The organism is Duganella sp. OV510 (assembly GCF_900100205.1).
Lineage (GTDB): Bacteria > Pseudomonadota > Gammaproteobacteria > Burkholderiales > Burkholderiaceae_D > Rugamonas.
On the sequence record NZ_FNEQ01000004.1, the window covers coordinates 443,246 to 458,861 of the forward strand.

The window sequence follows — 15,616 nt, forward strand, 5'->3', positions numbered from 1 at the left end:
CCTTATGACAACGCTGCAAAGTGTACCCCGTCCTACCCGTGGTGTGGTGAATCCGGCGGCTGGGGAGAAGATATTCCGGCTGGAACGCTATCTGCCGGAAGCCGATCTCGCTCCTTTTGTAGAGCACTTCTGGCTGGTGGCGTGGACGCTGCCGGAAGGCGTGGTGCATGTGCAGCGCACCCTGCCCTCGCCGTGCATCCACGTGGTGTTTGATGCCGGCCGCACGGCAGTGTTCGGCGTGATGACCGGCGCGTTTGAGTACACGCTGCGCGGCACCGGCCGCGTGCTGGGCCTGCGTTTCCGGCCGGGCGCGTTTCGTGGTTTCCTGCGGCAGCCGGTGCAATCGGCAACCGACCGCGAGCTGCCGTTATCCGCCGTGTTTGCTTGCGATGACGCCGAGGCCGAACAGCGCGTGCTCGGCGCGATGGATGACGCCGCCATGGTGGCTGCCGCCAGCGCCATCATCCGCACAGCCCTGCCGCCGGTAGATCCGGTGACTGCGCGCATTGCCGAGATTCTGCAAGCCATCGAGCACAACGCCGACATCACCCAGGTGCAGCAGCTGGCAGACCATGTCGGCATCAGCGTGCGCAAGTTGCAGATGCTGTTCAAGGACTACGTCGGCGCCACGCCGAAATGGGTCATCCGCCGCAACCGCCTGCTGGACGCCTCCGACCTGCTCGCCAAAGGCAGCGAGGTCGACCTCGCCGCGCTAGCGCAACAACTGGGCTACTACGACCAATCCCACTTCACCACCGACTTCGAAAAGCTGGTCGGCAAACCACCCGCCGACTATCGCCGCAGCTGCAAGGAACCGACATAATGCGCCGCTTCAAACAAACAGATGTTTTTACCTCCACACCATTCAAGGGCAATCCGCTGGCCGTGATCCTCGATAGCGAGGGCTTGGACAGTACGCAGATGCAGGCCATCGCCCGCTGGACCAATCTGTCGGAGACCACCTTTGTATTCCCAGCCACCGATCCCGCTGCCGATTACCGCGTGCGCATCTTCACCACGCAGGAGGAATTTCCGTTCGCTGGCCATCCGACGCTGGGCACCGCCCATGCGCTGCTGGAAGCCGGCCTGCAACCGAAAACGCCGGGCGTGCTGGTGCAGGAATGCGGCATCGGCCTGGTGACGGTGCGAATCGCGGATGACGGTAGCCTGGCGTTCGGCGCGCCGCCCGTAGAGCTGACGCCGATGGACAACAGCCTGCTGCCGCTGCTGCATGCAACACTGCAATCGCACACGCCGGCGGCAGGCCATCCGCCAGTGGTAGCCAATATGGGAATCTGCTGGCTGGTGGTGCGCCTGCCTTCGGCTGATGATTGCCTGGCCATGACACCAGATGCTGCCGCGCTGGCGGAACTGATGCAACGCAGCGGCAGCAGCGGCATCGCTGTGTACGGCCCACATGCCGCCGGCGGTCCTGCTGACTACGAGGTGCGTGTGCTATTGCTGGAAAACGGTATTCTGCTGGAAGATCCAGTAACGGGCAGCGCCAACGCCTGCATCGCGCGCCTGCTACCGGCACATGACTACCGTGCCCGCCAGGGGACGGCACTTGGCCGCGACGGCCGCATCAGCGTCACGTATGTCGACGGCGAGCCCTGGATAGGCGGCCACACGGTCACCATCATCGATGGCAGCTTACGCAGCTGAAGTCATCGGCTTACGCAACAACACCGGCAAGCACAGCGTGTACAGGCCAGCACCGACCAGCCATACCAGGCCAGGGAACGTGCCGCGCGAAGCGAAATAAAGCGTGCTGATGCCAACCGGGCCGATCACCGAGGCAATGCTGGCGGAGCTGGCCAGCACGCCCTGCAACTTGCCTTGCTGGTCCGGACCGACATTGCCCGATACCAGCGACTGCAAGGCCGGCAAGCCGATGCCGCCAACGCAGAACAAGGGCATCAACGCAAACGCCACCCAGCCGCTGGTGGCCAATGCCAGCAGCACATACGCCGTGCCATCGGAGACGATGCCGATCAACATCGCCTTGCGCTCGCCCCAACGTTCGGCGATCGGTCCGGCAACGAAGGCTTGCGCCAGCGCGTGAAACGCGCCAAAGCCGGCCAGCGAAATGCCGATGGTCAGCGCATCCCAGGCGAACTTGTCTTCGCCATACAGCACCCAGATGGTGCCGCCGATTTCGCCCACCAACACCAGCACCAGATAGACGCCGATCAGCGGCAGCAGCGTCTTGAAGCTGGCCGCCCAGCGCAGGTTGGCCAACGGATTGAAAGAGATCGGCGCCGCCGCTTCCTTGCTCGTGTGCGATTCCTTCACCAGCCACAAGGTCAGCAGCAGGTTGATTGCGTTCATCGCAGCGGCAGCCAGGAACGGCGCGCGCACCCAGTACGCGCCCAGCAGGCCGCCGATCACCGGACCAATGATGAAGCCGATGCCAAAGCAAGCGCCCAGCTGGCCATAGCGGCGCGAGCGCTGCTCTTCCGGCGTGACGTCAGCGATGTAGGCCGAGGTAACAGCCATGCTGGCGCCTGTAATGCCGGCAATCGCGCGGCCGACAAACAGCAACGCCAACGACGGCGCCATCGCCATGAACAGATAATCCACCACCGCGCCGGCCAGCGACAGCAGCAGTATCGGCCGGCGGCCAAAGCGATCGCTCAGCACGCCGAGTATCGGTGAAAAAATAAACTGCATCAGCGCGTACAAGCCGGTGAACGCACCGAACTTCCAGCCCAGCTCCGTGGTGTGACCGACATCGCGCATCAGCTGCGGAATGATCGGCATCGTCAGCCCGATCCCCACCGCACTGAGCACAACCGTCGACAAAATAATGACCAGCGCTCGATTCATCTTCTTATTCTTCTGATTAACGGAGGCCGATTATAGAAGCGCCGCTTTTCTGAAGATGTGCCAGCGGTCACAGTCACGATATTTGCGCAAAATCAAAGCGACTGAAATTCATAGCAGTAGATTCCATGGATGCACACCATCGTCGCACATGCTCGCAGCAAAATCCTTTTGCTGGTTTAGTGTCAGCAGAGATCGTCCTGATCACCATCTACGCAAGGATTTACGCTATGACTACGAATAAATCCCTACCGTTCAGCGATGAAGAACTGGAGAAGTACGAGGCGACTCGCGATCTTTATGCAGAGCTGAAACAAGGCGCAAAAGATATAGCGGCCGGGAGAGGCAGGATTGTCTACTCGCCCCTTATTGCAGCAAGAAAAAACGCCGGTTTGTCGCAAGCAGAGTTTGCCGAATACCTGGGCGTGACCGCGTCCACATTGGAAGAATGGGAACAGCAGCGAACCATACCAGACGCAACTACCCTAATTTTGATCAATACTGCACGCGACGATCCCGCAGCGTTTTGGACCCAAATGCGCGCCCTCTCCGAAGGGGACTGACATGAGCAAGAAGAAACCAACAGCTTTCCGGGCCACGCATACCCTGGAAGGGCTACTACTTCAGGCTGCCGCAGAAATGGAAGCGCAGAATGCATGGAAACAAAACGGTGAAAGGCCAACCGACGTTGCGCGTGCTTTTGTCGCCTTGCTGTTTGAAGGACAAGGGCAGCCAATCAAAGATGACTTTACTGAAGAAATGGAAGCCAAAGCGTACCACAGCGCCCCGGAGATCATGGGCGGGACGCCAGTCTTCCGTGGCACACGTGTCCCTGTCGCCTGTCTATTTGACTATCTGGAGGCGGGAGAGTCGATTGATGTATTTCTGGATCAATATCCCACAGTAGCCAAAGAGGCTGCCATCGACTCGCTGCAAGCGGCAAAACGGCTGCTTGAGGAAGATGCGCATTTTATCGCCGAGTTAGCGCGATAAAAAAGGCAGCCGAAGCTGCCTTTTTGCTGATGCTGCTGTTGCGTTGCTTAGCGCTTGTCGCGCAGCTTGGCGATTGCTGCCAGCTGGCCGATGGCCGCTGCCAGTTCGGCTTGCGCTTTCGCGTAGTCGATGCCGGAGCTGTTGTTGGCCAGCGTTTCTTCAGCGCGTTTCTTGGCCGCTGCCGCTTTGGCTTCGTCCAGGTCCGCACCGCGAATCGCGGTATCCGCCAACACCGTGACCGTGCCCGGCTGCACTTCCAGCAGGCCGCCGGCAACGAAGACGAACTCTTCTTCCGACTTGCCTGGGATCTGGATGCGCACCGCGCCCGGACGGATACGGGTAATCAGCGGCGTGTGCTTAGGGTAGATACCCAGCTCGCCCTGCTCACCCGGCAACGCGACGAATTCGGCTTCGCCAGAGTAGATCAACTCCTCTGCCGAGACCACGTCAACGTGAATAGTGTTTGCCATGTGTGTCCTATCGGGTGGAACGATCCCGCCTTGCAGCGGGATCGAACAACTCAACTAATTAGTTGAGCTTCTTGGCTTTTTCGATAGCTTCTTCGATCGTGCCGACCATGTAGAACGCTTGCTCTGGCAGGTGATCCAGTTCGCCCGAGGCGATCATCTTGAAGCCCTTGATGGTGTCTTTCAGCGACACGTACTTACCAGGCGCGCCGGTGAACACTTCAGCCACGTGGAATGGCTGCGACAGGAAACGCTGCATCTTACGTGCACGTGCGACCAGCAGTTTGTCTTCCGGAGCCAGCTCGTCCATACCCAGAATCGCGATAATGTCACGCAGTTCCTTGTAGCGCTGCAGGGTGCCCTGAACAGCGCGCGCGGTGTCGTAGTGCTCTTGGCCGACGACCAGCGGGTCCAGCTGACGCGAGGTCGAGTCCAGTGGATCGACCGCAGGGTAGATACCCAGCGAGGCGATGTCACGCGACAGAACGACGGTCGAATCCAGGTGACCGAAGGTGGTGGCTGGCGACGGGTCGGTCAAGTCATCCGCTGGCACGTAGACGGCCTGGATCGAGGTGATCGAACCGGTTTTGGTCGAGGTGATGCGCTCTTGCAGACGGCCCATTTCTTCGGCCAGCGTCGGCTGGTAACCCACTGCGGAAGGCATACGGCCCAGCAGTGCGGATACTTCGGTACCGGCCAGCGTGAAGCGGTAGATGTTGTCGACGAAGAACAGAACGTCTTTGCCTTCATCACGGAACGCTTCCGCCATGGTCAGACCGGTCAGCGCGACGCGCAGACGGTTGCCTGGTGGTTCATTCATCTGACCGTAAACCATCGCGACTTTGGAGTTCTCCGGGTTTTCCAGATCGACCACTTTCGCATCAGCCATCTCGTGGTAGAAGTCGTTACCTTCACGGGTACGCTCACCCACACCAGCAAACACGGACAGACCCGAGTGTGCTTTAGCGATGTTGTTGATCAGTTCCATCATGTTCACGGTCTTGCCGACGCCGGCGCCACCGAACAGGCCAACCTTACCGCCTTTGGCGAACGGGCAGACCAGGTCAATCACCTTGATGCCGGTTTCCAGCAGGTCTTGCGATGGCGACAGCTCATCGTAAGCTGGTGGAGCGCGGTGGATCGAAGCGATCTGGTCGTGAGCGACCGGGCCGCATTCGTCGATCGGGTTGCCCAGCACGTCCATGATACGACCCAGGGTCGCTTTGCCCACTGGCACCATGATTGGTTTGCCGGTGTTCTGGATTTGCATGCCGCGACGCAGACCGTCCGACGAACCCAGAGCGATGGTACGCACGATACCGTCACCCAGTTGTTGTTGTACTTCCAGCGTCAGCTCGGAGCCTTCCATCTTCAAGGCATCAAATACCTTGGGCATCGCGTTGCGTGGAAACTCAACGTCAACCACCGCGCCGATACACTGAACGATTTTGCCATCAGCCATGTTCGTTCCTTCAAATATAGTTAAATTCGTTTAAACCGCTGCCGCACCGGCGACGATTTCGGAGAGTTCTTTGGTAATCGCGGCTTGGCGGGTCTTGTTGTAGATCAGTTTCAATTCACCGATCACACTACCTGCGTTGTCGCTTGCCGCCTTCATCGCCACCATCCGCGCCGATTGCTCGGACGCCAGGTTTTCCGCCACCGACTGGTACACCAGCGCTTCTACATAGCGCTCCAGCAGTTCGTCGATGACAGTTGCTGCATCCGGCTCGTAGATGTAATCCCAGTTGTGATTACCTGCGTCAGCCTGTTTGGTTGCAGCTGGCAGCGGCAGCAATTGCTGCACTACCGGTTCCTGTTTCATCGTGTTGATGAACTTGGTGTAGCAGATGTAAACCGCATCGACCTCGCCACTCTGGAATTTTTCCAGCATGACCTTGACGGGACCGATCAGTTTTTCCAGGTGCGGGGTGTCGCCGATCTGGGTGACTTGCGCCACCACTGGAACGCCAACGCGATTCAGGAAACCCAAACCTTTATTACCAATCGCAACGGCGGCAATCTTGTTGCCGGCTGCTTCCAGCTCGCGCGATTTGTTCGTCACCATACGCAGGATATTGGTGTTCATGCCGCCGCACAGACCCTTGTCGGTCGTGACCACGATGAAACCAATCGCCTTGGCCGTTTCCTTGGCTTCATCAGCCAGGAACGGGTGCGTGTATTCTGGATTTGCATTGGCCAGATTAGCAGCGATGTTGCGAATCTTTTCACTGTAGGGACGGGCGGCGCGCATGCGATCCTGCGCTTTGCGCATTTTCGATGCGGCGACCATTTCCATCGCCTTGGTGATCTTCTTCGTATTTTCTACGCTTTTGATCTTGCCACGTATCTCTTTGCCTACTGCCATGAGTCCTTACTCCTTCTGCGCAGATGGCGACCCCGGTGTGTAACCTTGGTCGCCGTTATGCTTAAAATGCGCCGGATTTCTTGAAGTCAGCAACAGCGGCCGACAGCGCAGCTTCGCCGTCTTTGTCCAGTTGCTTCGACGACTCAATCTTCGACAGCAGATCAGCTTGCTTGGTTTTCAGGTAAGCATGCAGGCCGGCTTCGAACGACAGCACTTTCTTGACTTCGACATCATCCAGGAAGCCCTTGTTCACTGCGAACAGCGAAGCGGCCATCAGGGAGATCGACAGTGGCGAATACTGTTTCTGTTTCAGCAGTTCGGTCACGCGGGCGCCGCGGTCCAGCTGCTTACGGGTCGATTCGTCCAGGTCCGAAGCGAACTGCGCGAACGCAGCCAGTTCACGGTACTGTGCCAGGTCGGTACGGATACCGCCGGACAGGTTTTTGATGACCTTGGTCTGGGCAGCACCACCAACGCGCGACACCGAGATACCGGCGTTAATCGCAGGACGGATACCAGCGTTGAACAGCGAAGTTTCCAGGAAGATCTGACCGTCGGTAATCGAAATCACGTTGGTCGGCACGAAGGCCGAGACGTCACCCGCTTGGGTTTCGATGATCGGCAGCGCGGTCAGCGAGCCGGTTTTGCCGGTCACAGCGCCGTTGGTGAAGGCCGACACATAGTCAGCGTTAACGCGGGCTGCGCGTTCCAGCAGACGGCTGTGCAGGTAGAACACGTCGCCTGGGTAAGCTTCGCGGCCTGGTGGACGGCGCAGCAGCAGCGAGATCTGACGATAAGCAACAGCTTGCTTCGACAGGTCATCGTAGACGATCAGCGCATCTTCACCGCGGTCGCGGAAGTATTCGCCCATGGTGCAGCCCGAGTAGGCCGAAATGTACTGCATCGCAGCCGATTCCGATGCCGAGGCGGCCACCACGATGGTGTACTCCAGCGCGCCGTGCTCTTCCAGCGAGCGCACGATGTTCTTGATGGTCGAAGCTTTTTGGCCGATTGCAACGTAGATGCACGTCATGCCCTGGCCTTTTTGGTTGATGATCGCATCAACCGCAACTGCCGATTTACCGGTTTGACGGTCGCCAATGATCAGCTCACGCTGGCCACGGCCAATTGGTACCATCGCGTCGATCGATTTCAGGCCGGTCTGCATCGGTTGCGATACGGACTCACGGGCGATAACGCCTGGCGCGATTTTTTCGATAGGCGAGGTCAGCTTGGCGTCGATGGCGCCTTTGCCGTCGATAGGCTGGCCCAGTGCGTTGACCACGCGGCCACGCAGTTCAGGACCGACTGGAACTTCCAGGATGCGGCCGGTGGTCTTGACGGTGTCGCCTTCCGAGATGTGCTCGTAAGCACCCAGAATAACGGAACCGACCGAGTCACGCTCCAGGTTCATTGCCAGGCCAAAGGTGTTGCCTGGGAATTCCAGCATCTCGCCTTGCATCACGTCCGACAGACCGTGGATGCGGACGATACCGTCGGCGACGGAAATGACCGTGCCTTGGTTACGTACTTCAGCGCCACCATCAAGGCCTTCGATACGGCTCTTGATCAGCTCGCTGATTTCAGATGGGTTGAGTTGCATACTAACTCCTAAAAGTGTTTCTCTCAGCTTGCGCGAGATGAAGAATCTGTTCTAAGCGCGCAGTTACGCGACCAGTGCAACACGCATTTGCTGCAGCTTGGCGCGGACCGAAGTGTCCAGCACTTCATCGCCAACCACCACGCGCACGCCACCGATCAACGCTGGGTCCACGGTCACGACCGGGTTCAGCTTGCGGCTGAATTTCTTTTCCAACGTAGCGACCAGTTCGCTCACTTGCGCGGCGCTCAGCTCAAAGGCGCTGGTAACTTCCGCGTCTGCCGCGCCTTCCGTGGCGTTTTTCAACGCGTGGAATTGCGCGCCGATTTCCGGCAGCAGACTGATACGGCCGTTTTCGACCAGCATCGACAGGAAGTTTTTCGCTTCCGTGTTCAACGGCGATTTCACCAGGGCCGTGATGGCGGCGACGATATCGCTGGCCGACGCTTTCGGGTTGCGGGCGAATGCTTGCACCTCGGGGTGGGCACCGATCTGCGCCAGTTCGGCGACCAGCTCGGACCACGCCGCGAGGGTGAACGATTCCTTACCTGCTTGGGCTACGCGGAACAAAGCTTCCGCGTAGGGACGGGCGACGGTTGCGTTTTCTGCCATGATTACAGCTCGACAGACAGGCGCGACAACAGTTCGGCGTGGGCCGAAGCGTTGACTTCGCGCTTGAGGATTTGCTCGGCGCCCTTCACAGCCAGGTCAGCCACCTGAGCGCGCAGCGCTTCGCGCGCCGTCGCCAGTTGCTGCTCGGCTTCAGCTTTAGCTTGCGCAATGATGCGACCGGCTTCTGCTTGTGCATTCGCTTTGATTTCTTCCGCTACCAGTTGCGCGCGCTTTTCAGCGTCGGCAACGCGTTGCGAAGCTTCTTCGCGTGCACCGGACAGCGCTTCGGCGGCACGCTTCTCAGCGACCACCATGGCTTGCTGGCCCTGGTCGGCAGCGGCCAGACCATCGGCGATGCGCTTGGCACGCTCATCCAGCGCTGCGTTCAGCGATGGAAATACGAACTTCATCGAGACCCAGACCAACACCGCGAAGGTGATCATCTGGCCGAGAAGAGACATATTGATGTCCATACCTATGCTCCTAACTAAAAGTTTCTCCTAGGGTGGAGCAGATTACTGAGCGACGGTTTGCAGAGCGGCCAGGAATGGGTTGCTGAAGGTGTACAGCAGAGCGATACCAACGCCGATCATCGAGATCGCATCCAGCAGACCAGCGATAACGAACAGTTTGGTTTGCAGTTGTGGCATCAGTTCTGGTTGACGAGCCGAAGCTTCCAGGAATTTACCGCCCAGAATGGCGAAACCCAGAGCGGTACCGATAGCGGCCAGGCCGATGATGATAGCGGCTGCCAGAACGGTCATGCTTTGTACTTGTGCGATCAGAGCTTGCATTGAAATTTCTCCTAAGATTTAAAAAAGACTACAGATACTAAAAAGTTAAAAACGAAAGAATTAGTGCTTCTCAACCGCAATGGCCAGATACACAACCGTCAGCGCCATGAACACAAACGCTTGCAGGGTCACCACCAGAATGTGGAAGATCACCCACGGACCACCGAGCAGCCACTGTGCCCACCATGGCAGCAGAGCGATCAGGATGAACAGCAGTTCGCCGGCATACATATTGCCGAACAAACGCAGCGACAGCGACAGTGGCTTGGCCAGCAACTCGATCAACTGGAAAGCCAGGTTGACCGGCGCCAGGATGATGGCCATGAAGCCATGCGCGTGGAACGGCGCGGTCAGCAGCTCTTTACCCCAGCCGCCCAGACCCTTGGCTTTGATCGAGAAACCAATAATGCACAGCATGACGCCAAACGACATGCCGAAAGTGTGGTTGACGTCGGCGGTCGGCACGACGCGCAGCTTGTGGACGCCAAAGAAGCTCAGGATTTTAGGCAGCAGGTCGACCGGCAGGAAGTCCATCGCGTTCAGCAGCCAGACCCAGCAGAAAATGGTGATCGCCAGCGGCGCGATGACCTTGCTCTTGGCGTGGAAAGCCGAATTCACCACGTCGTTGACCAGTTCCATCACGGCTTCGACGAAGTTTTGCAGCTTGCCTGGCACGCCAGCGGTGGCGCGGCGCGAGGCCATGTAGAACACGCCGAGGAAAACCAGGCCCAGAATGGCCGAAACCCAGAACGTGTCCAGGTTAAACATGCCGTCAGCCGATTTCAGGTGGCTTAAGTGGTGCTGAATGTATTCGATATTAGTGGGCGCTTCGTGCCCGACGTTTTCAGTGGTCATAAAAATATAAGATTTTGGTGATTAAATTGCGAGCAGTGAAAACCAGTAAGCCAAGGTTGCCACCGCGAAACCCAAGATCAGCCATAACCATGAGGCCGACTGAAACATCACAAGTGCTAAAACAAACAGCACAATCGTGATAAAAATCTTTGTCGCTTCTGCACGCACGTGCGCGCGAAAAACTTTCTTGGCGTCATTTGATCCGCGCGCAACAATCATCGCGTACATCAGGCTCCCGATGACTGCGATTGCTCCGCCATAGGCGGCCGACCAAGCTTGGTTAACTCCGCCAATATTCCAGGCGAGCAAGGCAAATCCAGTGCAGATAGCGAACTGGAGGGCGACGACTCGGAACATCGGCTTCACGGCGCTCGTCGAACTACTCACTGTCGAGCCCCCTTAAAAACCGATTAAACTCCAAAGACGCGTGATTATATGTGTCTTTCATGTATCACGTCAAACATGCTGCACCGCAGCAGAGCATTTAGTGCACGAATGAGACGCTTTTAGAAACATTTCCGCCGTCTTTGCACCAAGTTGGAATCAGATAGAAATCCGGGGTCAGTTCTGCCAAACGTACACGAGCTCATGTACATTTGGCAGAACTGACCCCGGATTGGGGTTAGGCGCGGAGGCGGGCGAGGACGCCGTCGAGGATGTCGAGGTCGGCGAAGTCGATGATCATCTGGCCACGGCCTTTGGCGCCCATCTTGAAGACGACCGGGGTGGCCAGCTTGTCCGACAGTTCTTCTTCCAGACGCGTGATGTCACCGGACTTTTCCTTGGCGCGCGCTTCTTTCGGCGACGATTTCAGTTCTTCCAGGGTTTTTGTCACCAGTTTCTCGGTTTCGCGTACCGATAACCTTTTTGCAACCACCGTGTTGGCCAGGTTGATCTGGTTTGCGGCGTCCACCGCCAGCAGCGCGCGCGCGTGGCCCATGTCGATATCGCCGGCCATCAGCATGGTTTGTACCGTGCTTGCCAGATTCATCAGACGCAGCAGGTTCGACACTGCGCTGCGCGAACGGCCGACCGCGTTGGCCGCCTGTTCATGCGTGAAGGCGAAGTCGGTGATCAGGCGATGGATGCCTTGCGCTTCCTCCAGCGGATTCAGATCCTCGCGCTGCATGTTTTCGATCAGCGCCATCGCGGCGGCGGCCTGGTCGTCAACATCCCGCACCAGTACCGGCAGCACCTCTAATCCAGCCAGCTGTGCGGCGCGGAAGCGGCGCTCGCCGGCAATGATTTCGTATTTGTCCTTGCCGACCGGGCGCACCAGGATGGGCTGCATGATGCCCTGGGTCTTGATCGATGCGGCCAGCTCCTGCAGGCCGCCCTCGTCCATGCGGGTGCGCGGCTGGTATTTACCAGCCTGCATCTGCGTGACCTTCAGTTCCGATGGCGTGTTTGCATCCGCCGTGTTCATGTCGCCGTCGCCGCCCAGCAGCGCGTCCAGGCCGCGACCCAGGCCTTTGAGTTTTTTGGTTGCCATGTGATTGCCTTACATTTTCTTGATGCGCTTGACCATCTCGGCGCCGAAGGCGATATACGCCTGCGCACCCTTGGAGGTCGGATCGAAGGTGACACCCGGCACGCCATACGATGGCGCTTCGGCCAGGCGTACGTTGCGCGGGATGATGGTCTTGAAGACTTTGTCGCCGAAGTGCTGCTCCAGTTGCGCCGACACCTGCTGCGACAGCGTCATACGCGGATCGAACATCACGCGCAGCAGGCCGATGATCTTCAGGTCCGGGTTCAGATTGGCGTGCACCTTCTTGATGGTGTTGACCAGGTCGGACAGGCCTTCCAGCGCGTAGTACTCGCACTGCATCGGGATGATCACGCCGTGCGCGGCGCACAGGCCGTTCAGCGTCAGCATCGACAGCGCCGGCGGGCAGTCGATCAGGATGAAATCGTACTCCTTATCCACCAGCGCGAGCGCTTCCTTCAGGCGGCGCTCGCGGTTGTCCAGTTCCACCATCTCGACTTCGGCGCCGGCCAATTCACGGTTGGATGGCAGCACGTCGAACTGTCCCGGCTCGGAACGCTGACGCGCCGCAGCCACATCGGCTGTGCCCAGCATCACCTCATAGGTCGAGGACTTCAGCCCGGCCTTGTTGATGCCTGCGCCCATCGTGGCGTTGCCCTGCGGGTCAAGATCGACCAGCAGCACGCGCTGGTTCAGTTTTGCCAGACCGGCTGCGAGATTAACGGTGGTGGTGGTTTTGCCTACGCCGCCCTTTTGATTTGCTACGCAAAAAATTTTTGCCATGTAATTCTTATGTGTGTTGTTGCTTTTGATTTATACGGTATAAACGATATAAACGATTTATACTATTTATATGATATAAACCATTTATACCGTATAAACCGTTTATTCTGTTTCTGCCTGGATAAATACCAGATGGCGCTCTGCGTCCAGCCCCGGAACCGTCAAAGGCTCCAGTTTCTGCACTTTCCATGGTGCTGGCAGTCGCTCTCGCTCCTCTGCTGGCGCCGTACCTTTCAAGGCGATGTATTGCCCGCCCTCTGCCAGCAGGTGCCCGGACCAGTTGACGAAGTCCGACAGGTCTGCGAACGCCCTGGAGGTGATGACGTCGAATTTCGTCTTCACTTCCAGCTCCTGCACCTTCTTCGTGTACACCGTCACATTGCTCAATCCCAGCTCCGCCTTCACCTGATTGAGGAAGGCGGTCTTCTTGTGCACCGTATCGATCATCGACACTTTCATGTCCGGGCGGCTGATCGCCAGCACCATGCCCGGCAGTCCGCCCCCTGCCCCTACGTCCAGCACATTGGCTGCACCGGCAAAGGCCGGTACTGCCGCCAATGAATCCAGCAGGTGCAGCCTCACCATTTCCAGTGGATCGCGCACCGAGGTCAGGTTGTAGACCGAATTCCACTTGTTCAGCAGGGCCAGGTAGTCCAGCAGCTTTTCTACCTGTGCCTCGCTCAGCGCCAGCGGCAGCTGATTGATGCCTTGTTTCAAAACATCCGCGATTACGCCACGGTCAAACACCTTCATGCCGCCTCATCTTTCTGTACAAATCCACCGAAACCGGCTTTCTTCAGATGCACCAGCAGCAGCGAAATCGCCGCTGGCGTGACGCCCGAAATACGCGATGCCTGACCCAGCGTTTCCGGGCGCTGCGCATGCAGCTTTTGCCGCACCTCCACCGACAACGCGGTGATGTCCAGGTAGTTGTAATTCTCCGGCAGTTTCAGGTTTTCATAGTGCTCGTGACGCTCGACTTCGCGCGTCTGACGATCGATATAGCCTGAATACTTGAGCTGGATTTCGATCTGTTCCTTGACTGCTTCATCAGTCTCGCCAGGGCCAGCCAACTCGCGGCCGTCGGCGCCTTTCAGCGTCATCAGCTTGTCGTACTCGACGCCTGGACGACGCAGCAGATCGGCCAGCGAATACTCCCGCTCGATGGCCTGGCCAATCACACGCTCCGATTCGGCAGCTTCCAGGATGCGTGGATGCACCCACGTGGAACGCAGACGCTCCAGTTCGCGCGCCACCGATTCGCGTTTGCGGTCGAAGGCTTCCCACTGCGCGTCGCCGATCACGCCCAGCTTGCGGCCGATCTCGGTCAGGCGCATGTCGGCATTGTCTTCGCGCAGGCTCAGACGATACTCGGCACGGCTGGTGAACATGCGGTACGGCTCCATCACGCCTTGCGTGACGAGGTCGTCCACCATCACGCCCAGATAGGCTTCCGAGCGCGCTGGCGTCCAGGCTTCCTTGCCCTGGGTTTGCAGCGCGGCGTTGACGCCGGCCAGCAGACCTTGCGCCGCCGCCTCTTCGTAACCAGTGGTGCCATTGATCTGGCCGGCGAAGAACAGGCCGCTGATGGCCTTGGTTTCCAGCGATGCCTTCAGGCCGCGCGGGTCGAAATAATCGTATTCAATAGCGTAGCCCGGACGCAGGATGTGCGCGTTTTCCAGGCCTTTCATCGAGCGGACCAGTTCGATCTGCACATCAAATGGCAGGCTGGTGGAGATGCCGTTTGGATAGAATTCGTGCGTCGTCAAGCCTTCCGGTTCCAGGAAAATCTGGTGCGATTCCTTGGACGAGAAGCGATGAATCTTGTCTTCAATCGACGGGCAGTAACGCGGCCCGACACCTTCAATCACGCCTGTGTACATCGGGCTGCGGTCCAGGCCGCCACGGATGATGTCGTGGGTTTTCTGGTTGGTGTGCGTCACCCAGCAAGGCATCTGCTCAGGATGCATGGCAGTGTTGCCCATTACCGAGAACACTGGCACCGGGTCCAGATCGCCCGGCTGTTCGGCCATTTGCGTGAAGTCGATGCTGCGGCCATCGATGCGCGGCGGCGTGCCAGTCTTCAGGCGGCCTTGCGGCAGCTTCAGTTCTTTCAGGCGCGCGGACAGCGACACGGCTGGCGGATCGCCTGCACGGCCACCCGAGTAATTGTTCAGGCCAACGTGGATCTTCCCGTCGAGGAAAGTACCAGCAGTCAGCACCACGGCTGGCGCCAGGAACTTCAGACCGATCTGGGTGACAGCGCCGACGACGCGCTCGCCCTCCACCATCAGGTCGTCAACAGCCTGCTGGAACAGCCACAGGTTGGGCTGGTTTTCCAGGCGCGAACGGATCGCGGCTTTGTACAGGATACGGTCGGCCTGGGCGCGGGTCGCGCGCACGGCAGGGCCTTTGGAGGAATTCAGAATGCGGAACTGGATACCCGATTCATCGGTGGCGATCGCCATGGCGCCGCCCAGCGCATCGACTTCTTTGACCAGATGGCCTTTGCCGATACCGCCGATGGAGGGATTGCACGACATCTGACCCAGCGTCTCAATATTGTGGGTGAGCAGCAGCGTCTTCTGGCCCATACGAGCAGAAGCAAGCGCTGCTTCGGTGCCGGCATGACCGCCGCCAACAACGATGACGTCGAATTTGGTAGGGAATAACATGGTGGAGAACTTTAAAGCGAAGGGATCAAGGTCAAATTATAGAGTTTTTTTGGTGCTGCGACTTTTTTAGGCAAAAATATTCTTTGTTGTGTTCCACGTGAAACAATAAAAAAAGGACACCGAAGTGCCCTTTCCGCATTGTTTCACGTGGAAC

Annotated in this window: 17 protein-coding genes and 1 pseudogene; 4 read left to right on the forward strand and 14 right to left on the reverse strand. The window is 58.4% G+C overall.

The genetic code is table 11. From position 1 onward, the window contains the following. The first annotated feature begins 4 nt into the window (after window positions 1–4). The gene (locus BLS51_RS14285; RefSeq protein WP_090188675.1) at window positions 5–823 is read left to right on the forward strand and encodes an AraC family transcriptional regulator; all 819 of its coding nucleotides are present in this window, start codon (window positions 5–7) and stop codon (window positions 821–823) included. Further along, window positions 823–1,665, forward strand: coding sequence for a PhzF family phenazine biosynthesis protein (locus BLS51_RS14290; protein WP_090188670.1), 843 nt, complete (start codon window positions 823–825; stop codon window positions 1,663–1,665). The genes BLS51_RS14285 and BLS51_RS14290 overlap by 1 nt, the downstream gene beginning before the upstream one ends. On the opposite strand, the pseudogene tet reads toward BLS51_RS14290, so the two are convergent. Continuing rightward, window positions 1,654–2,835 (reverse strand): annotated as a pseudogene (gene tet, locus BLS51_RS14295) (Tet(A)/Tet(B)/Tet(C) family tetracycline efflux MFS transporter); the annotation flags it as partial. The gene BLS51_RS14290 and the pseudogene tet overlap by 12 nt on opposite strands. 119 nt (window positions 2,836–2,954) lie before the next feature. Here tet and BLS51_RS14300 point away from each other — a divergent pair. Both BLS51_RS14300 and BLS51_RS30250 read left to right on the forward strand, forming a co-directional pair. Then, complete coding sequence (locus tag BLS51_RS14300; protein WP_090188663.1) at window positions 2,955–3,389, forward strand: helix-turn-helix domain-containing protein; 435 nt, start codon at window positions 2,955–2,957, stop codon at window positions 3,387–3,389. Window position 3,390: 1 nt separating this feature from the next. Then, entirely contained in the window at window positions 3,391–3,819 is a 429-nt protein-coding gene (locus BLS51_RS30250; RefSeq protein WP_229207682.1) for a DUF433 domain-containing protein, read from the forward strand. A 47-nt stretch (window positions 3,820–3,866) separates the two neighbouring features. Here BLS51_RS30250 and BLS51_RS14310 read toward each other — a convergent pair whose 3' ends face one another. The 13 genes from BLS51_RS14310 to mnmG all read right to left on the reverse strand — a co-directional run bounded on the left by BLS51_RS14310 (window position 3,867) and on the right by mnmG (window position 15,462). Then, window positions 3,867–4,289, reverse strand: coding sequence for a F0F1 ATP synthase subunit epsilon (locus tag BLS51_RS14310; protein ID WP_090188658.1), 423 nt, complete (start codon window positions 4,287–4,289; stop codon window positions 3,867–3,869). 58 nt (window positions 4,290–4,347) lie between these two features. After that, window positions 4,348–5,748, reverse strand: a complete 1,401-nt coding sequence (gene atpD, locus BLS51_RS14315; protein WP_090188654.1) for a F0F1 ATP synthase subunit beta — start codon at window positions 5,746–5,748, stop codon at window positions 4,348–4,350. Between the two features lie 30 nt (window positions 5,749–5,778). Further along, a complete protein-coding gene (atpG, locus tag BLS51_RS14320; protein WP_090188650.1) occupies window positions 5,779–6,654 on the reverse strand; it encodes a F0F1 ATP synthase subunit gamma in 876 nt (291 codons plus the stop codon). A 61-nt stretch (window positions 6,655–6,715) separates the two neighbouring features. Beyond that, entirely contained in the window at window positions 6,716–8,257 is a 1,542-nt protein-coding gene (gene atpA, locus BLS51_RS14325) for a F0F1 ATP synthase subunit alpha (RefSeq protein WP_090188646.1), read from the reverse strand. A gap of 63 nt (window positions 8,258–8,320) precedes the next feature. Beyond that, window positions 8,321–8,866, reverse strand: coding sequence for a F0F1 ATP synthase subunit delta (locus BLS51_RS14330; protein ID WP_090188643.1), 546 nt, complete (start codon window positions 8,864–8,866; stop codon window positions 8,321–8,323). A 2-nt stretch (window positions 8,867–8,868) separates the two neighbouring features. Next, window positions 8,869–9,339, reverse strand: coding sequence for a F0F1 ATP synthase subunit B (locus BLS51_RS14335; RefSeq protein WP_090188640.1), 471 nt, complete (start codon window positions 9,337–9,339; stop codon window positions 8,869–8,871). Between the two features lie 42 nt (window positions 9,340–9,381). After that, complete coding sequence (gene atpE / locus BLS51_RS14340; RefSeq protein WP_090188637.1) at window positions 9,382–9,660, reverse strand: F0F1 ATP synthase subunit C; 279 nt, start codon at window positions 9,658–9,660, stop codon at window positions 9,382–9,384. A 60-nt stretch (window positions 9,661–9,720) separates the two neighbouring features. Further along, window positions 9,721–10,515: a F0F1 ATP synthase subunit A gene (gene atpB, locus BLS51_RS14345; RefSeq protein ID WP_090188634.1), complete on the reverse strand. Its 795-nt coding sequence runs from the start codon at window positions 10,513–10,515 to the stop codon at window positions 9,721–9,723. A 21-nt stretch (window positions 10,516–10,536) separates the two neighbouring features. Further along, entirely contained in the window at window positions 10,537–10,872 is a 336-nt protein-coding gene (locus BLS51_RS14350) for an ATP synthase subunit I (protein ID WP_090188630.1), read from the reverse strand. A gap of 265 nt (window positions 10,873–11,137) precedes the next feature. Then, entirely contained in the window at window positions 11,138–12,007 is an 870-nt protein-coding gene (locus BLS51_RS14355) for a ParB/RepB/Spo0J family partition protein (RefSeq protein ID WP_090188626.1), read from the reverse strand. Window positions 12,008–12,016: 9 nt separating this feature from the next. After that, complete coding sequence (locus tag BLS51_RS14360; RefSeq protein WP_090188621.1) at window positions 12,017–12,787, reverse strand: ParA family protein; 771 nt, start codon at window positions 12,785–12,787, stop codon at window positions 12,017–12,019. A gap of 102 nt (window positions 12,788–12,889) precedes the next feature. Next, window positions 12,890–13,540, reverse strand: a complete 651-nt coding sequence (gene rsmG, locus BLS51_RS14365; RefSeq protein ID WP_090188618.1) for a 16S rRNA (guanine(527)-N(7))-methyltransferase RsmG — start codon at window positions 13,538–13,540, stop codon at window positions 12,890–12,892. Next, the gene (mnmG, locus tag BLS51_RS14370) at window positions 13,537–15,462 is read right to left on the reverse strand and encodes a tRNA uridine-5-carboxymethylaminomethyl(34) synthesis enzyme MnmG (protein WP_090188614.1); all 1,926 of its coding nucleotides are present in this window, start codon (window positions 15,460–15,462) and stop codon (window positions 13,537–13,539) included. Before mnmG ends, rsmG begins: the two co-directional genes overlap by 4 nt. Between the last annotated feature and the right edge of the window lie 154 nt (window positions 15,463–15,616).

What these genes read in the sequence shown, in the direction of transcription:
- BLS51_RS14285 (WP_090188675.1), top strand. Translation starts at nt 5, where the DNA reads ATGACAACGCTGCAAAGTGTACCCCGTCCTACCCGTGGTGTGGTGAAT.
- BLS51_RS14290 (WP_090188670.1), top strand. Translation starts at nt 823, where the DNA reads ATGCGCCGCTTCAAACAAACAGATGTTTTTACCTCCACACCATTCAAG.
- BLS51_RS14300 (WP_090188663.1), top strand. Translation starts at nt 2,955, where the DNA reads ATGGATGCACACCATCGTCGCACATGCTCGCAGCAAAATCCTTTTGCT.
- BLS51_RS30250 (WP_229207682.1), top strand. Translation starts at nt 3,391, where the DNA reads ATGAGCAAGAAGAAACCAACAGCTTTCCGGGCCACGCATACCCTGGAA.
- BLS51_RS14310 (WP_090188658.1), bottom strand. Translation starts at nt 4,289, where the DNA reads ATGGCAAACACTATTCACGTTGACGTGGTCTCGGCAGAGGAGTTGATC.
- atpD (WP_090188654.1), bottom strand. Translation starts at nt 5,748, where the DNA reads ATGGCTGATGGCAAAATCGTTCAGTGTATCGGCGCGGTGGTTGACGTT.
- atpG (WP_090188650.1), bottom strand. Translation starts at nt 6,654, where the DNA reads ATGGCAGTAGGCAAAGAGATACGTGGCAAGATCAAAAGCGTAGAAAAT.
- atpA (WP_090188646.1), bottom strand. Translation starts at nt 8,257, where the DNA reads ATGCAACTCAACCCATCTGAAATCAGCGAGCTGATCAAGAGCCGTATC.
- BLS51_RS14330 (WP_090188643.1), bottom strand. Translation starts at nt 8,866, where the DNA reads ATGGCAGAAAACGCAACCGTCGCCCGTCCCTACGCGGAAGCTTTGTTC.
- BLS51_RS14335 (WP_090188640.1), bottom strand. Translation starts at nt 9,339, where the DNA reads ATGGACATCAATATGTCTCTTCTCGGCCAGATGATCACCTTCGCGGTG.
- atpE (WP_090188637.1), bottom strand. Translation starts at nt 9,660, where the DNA reads ATGCAAGCTCTGATCGCACAAGTACAAAGCATGACCGTTCTGGCAGCC.
- atpB (WP_090188634.1), bottom strand. Translation starts at nt 10,515, where the DNA reads ATGACCACTGAAAACGTCGGGCACGAAGCGCCCACTAATATCGAATAC.
- BLS51_RS14350 (WP_090188630.1), bottom strand. Translation starts at nt 10,872, where the DNA reads ATGTTCCGAGTCGTCGCCCTCCAGTTCGCTATCTGCACTGGATTTGCC.
- BLS51_RS14355 (WP_090188626.1), bottom strand. Translation starts at nt 12,007, where the DNA reads ATGGCAACCAAAAAACTCAAAGGCCTGGGTCGCGGCCTGGACGCGCTG.
- BLS51_RS14360 (WP_090188621.1), bottom strand. Translation starts at nt 12,787, where the DNA reads ATGGCAAAAATTTTTTGCGTAGCAAATCAAAAGGGCGGCGTAGGCAAA.
- rsmG (WP_090188618.1), bottom strand. Translation starts at nt 13,540, where the DNA reads ATGAAGGTGTTTGACCGTGGCGTAATCGCGGATGTTTTGAAACAAGGC.
- mnmG (WP_090188614.1), bottom strand. Translation starts at nt 15,462, where the DNA reads ATGTTATTCCCTACCAAATTCGACGTCATCGTTGTTGGCGGCGGTCAT.